Here is a 2580-nt window from a genome sequence, read left to right as displayed (position 1 = left end):
GGCCGGAGCCGGCGGCGGCGTCACCGAGGTGCGGCGGATCGAGCTGATCACAGGCGCTGGCCGTCGCCGGCGATGGTTGAGCGAGGACAAGACCCGCATCGTGGAGGAGAGTCTTGCGAGCGGCGTCAGCGTGTCGGAGGTGGCGCGGCGCCATGGGCTGAGCCCCCAGCAATTGTTCGCGTGGCGTCGCGAGGCCCGGGCTTCGTTTCATGAAGCTGGGAACGCACCGCAGCCGCGTCGTCGCAAAGGCAGGCCATTGCCCACAACCGCGATCTGTGACGATGCGCCGGCGTTTGCGCCAGTGGTGATCGCGGCGTCTGCGCGATCGTCGCCATCGAGATCTGCTCAACCGTCCCCGATTGGTTCCGGCACGATCGAGATCGCGGTCGCCGATGCCGTCTTGCGCGTCATCGGCCAGGTTGAGACTGAGGCGCTCGTCGCGGTGCTGCGTGCGGTACGGAGGGCCTCATGATCACGGCTGGAGCAGAGCTCCAGGTTCTGGTGGCGACACGCCCGGTGGACTTCCGCAAACAGGCCGACGGCCTCGCCGCCATTGTGCAGGCGGCGCTCGGAGCCGATCCGTTCAATGGCGCCGTCTACGTGTTCCGTTCCAAGAGGATGGACCGGGTGAAGCTGCTGTGGTGGGACGGAACTGGCATCTGCCTGATGACGAAGCGGCTGGAGGATAGCCAGTTCCGCTGGCCGCCGATCGAAGACGGCATGCTGAAGCTGTCGGCGGTGCAGCTTGCTGCGCTGCTCGAAGGCGGCCAGTGGGCGCATGTGGAGCGCCGGGACGTTGTTCGGCCGAGTATCGCGCAATGATGCTGCGACACAACGACTCAGGCCCACGATCGGAGCTGGATGCATCGAGAGAATCATCGACACTCTGGTTCATCTTCGGCAAGACGCCCCGAGCGACGATGGATGTGATCGACACGCTGCCAGACGACATCGACGCGTTGCGCGCGTTGCTGCTGGCCGAGCGTGCAACACGGGCCGCCGTCGTCGCCGAGCGCGACAAACTGGTCGTCCGCAATGCACGGCTCGAGGCGATCATCTCCGAGATCCGCCGCGCGTATTTTGGCCGCAAATCCGAGCGCATCACCGACGACCAGCTGTCGCTCGCGCTGGAGGAGCTCGAGACCTCGCTCGCCAAAGCCGAGGCGGAGGATGAGAAGACCGATCCCGCGCTCAAGGCGGCCGCGACGCGCAAGCGCCGCGCCAGCCGCCATGAGAATCTCGATCACCTGCCGCATGAGGACGTGGTGATCGAACCCGAAAGCAAGGCTTGTCCGTGCTGCGGCGGCGAACTGCACGTCATCGGCGAGGACACCTCCAAGCGGCTCGACAAAGTGCCGGCCAAGGTACGCGTGATCGTGACCAGGCGGCCGAAATATGCCTGCCGGAGCTGCGAGAAGACGGGCGCCGACACGGTCGCCGGCGTGATCCAGGCCCAGGCGCCGGCGCGGCTGGTCGAAGGCGGCTTGCCGACGGAGGCGATGGTCGCCGACGTGGTGGTGTCCAAGCACGCCGATCATCTTCCATTGTATCGGCAATCGCAGATCCTCGCCCGTCACGGTGTGAAGATCGAGCGCTCGACTCTGGCTCAATGGGTCGGCGCCGCGGCCGCCGAACTGCAGCCTCTGCACGATCATCTGATTGACCTGCTCAAGGCGTCACCGCGGCTGTTCTGCGACGAGACGCGCTGTCCGGTGCTCGATCCGGGTGCCGGCAAGACCAAGACCGGCTACCTGTGGGCGATCGCGCGTGACGATCGGCCCTGGGGCGGAGGTGTGGATGCGGCTGGGTCCCCGCAGCACCGGGGAAGTGGTCCGCCCGCTGTGGCCTACTCCTATGCGCCGGGCCGCGGCGGCGAGCACGCCGCCAAGCTGCTCGACGGCTTCAACGGCATCTTGCAGGTCGACGGCTACGCCGCCTACAAGAAGTTGGCCGCGCCGACACGGCCTGGTGGGCCGGTGACGCTTGCCTATTGTTGGAGCCACCTGCGGCGACAGTTCTATGAGGTCTATGTCGGCGGCAACGCGCCGATCGCGACGGAGGCGCTCGCACGCATCAAGCCGCTCTACGACATCGAGGCGGAGATCCGTGGCTCGCCGCCCGAAATACGCCGGGCGGCACGCCAGCAGCGGGCAAAACCCGTCATCGAAGCCTTGAAGCCCTGGTTCGAGGATAATCTCGCAAGGATGTCGAAGGGCAGCAAGCTCGCTGAAGCAATCGCCTATGGTCTCAATCACTGGGACGGCTTGTGCCGCTTCCTCGAAGACGGCCGCATCGAGATCGACTCCAATACCGTCGAGCGTTCGATCCGCGGGTTGGCCCTGACAAGGAAGAATGCACTGTTCGCCGGCCACGATCGCGGCGCGGCGGGATGGGCCATGATCGCCTCGCTTCTCGAGACCTGTAAACTCAATGCCGTCGATCCGCTGGCCTGGACCACCGACGTCCTCACCAAGCTCGTCAACCGTTGGCCGGCGTCCCGCATCGATGAGCTGATGCCATGGGCCTACGGCGCCAAGCGCTGATAGGCTACCGTCAACGTGGGACGGCTGCACCGCTTAC

3 protein-coding genes are annotated in these 2580 nt (G+C 66.0%); all 3 read left to right on the top strand.

Annotation, left to right across the window (positions count from 1 at the left end; genetic code table 11):
• On the top strand, positions 1-472 hold a 472-nt coding region (tnpA, locus tag H8A95_RS44635; RefSeq protein ID WP_420839544.1), incomplete at its 5' end, for an IS66-like element accessory protein TnpA.
• The gene (gene tnpB, locus H8A95_RS42495) at positions 469-822 is read left to right on the top strand and encodes an IS66 family insertion sequence element accessory protein TnpB (protein WP_229188381.1); all 354 of its coding nucleotides are present in this window, start codon (positions 469-471) and stop codon (positions 820-822) included. The genes tnpA and tnpB, both read left to right, overlap by 4 nt.
• Before the next feature lie 98 nt (positions 823-920).
• Positions 921-2543: an IS66 family transposase gene (gene tnpC / locus H8A95_RS42490; protein ID WP_229188380.1), complete on the top strand. Its 1623-nt coding sequence runs from the start codon at positions 921-923 to the stop codon at positions 2541-2543.
• Positions 2544-2580: the final 37 nt, after the last annotated feature.

The sequence above is a fragment of the Bradyrhizobium oropedii genome (assembly GCF_020889685.1).
In the GTDB taxonomy this organism is placed as follows: Bacteria; Pseudomonadota; Alphaproteobacteria; order Rhizobiales; family Xanthobacteraceae; genus Bradyrhizobium; species Bradyrhizobium oropedii.
This window is presented reverse-complemented; position numbering and strand designations above follow the sequence as displayed.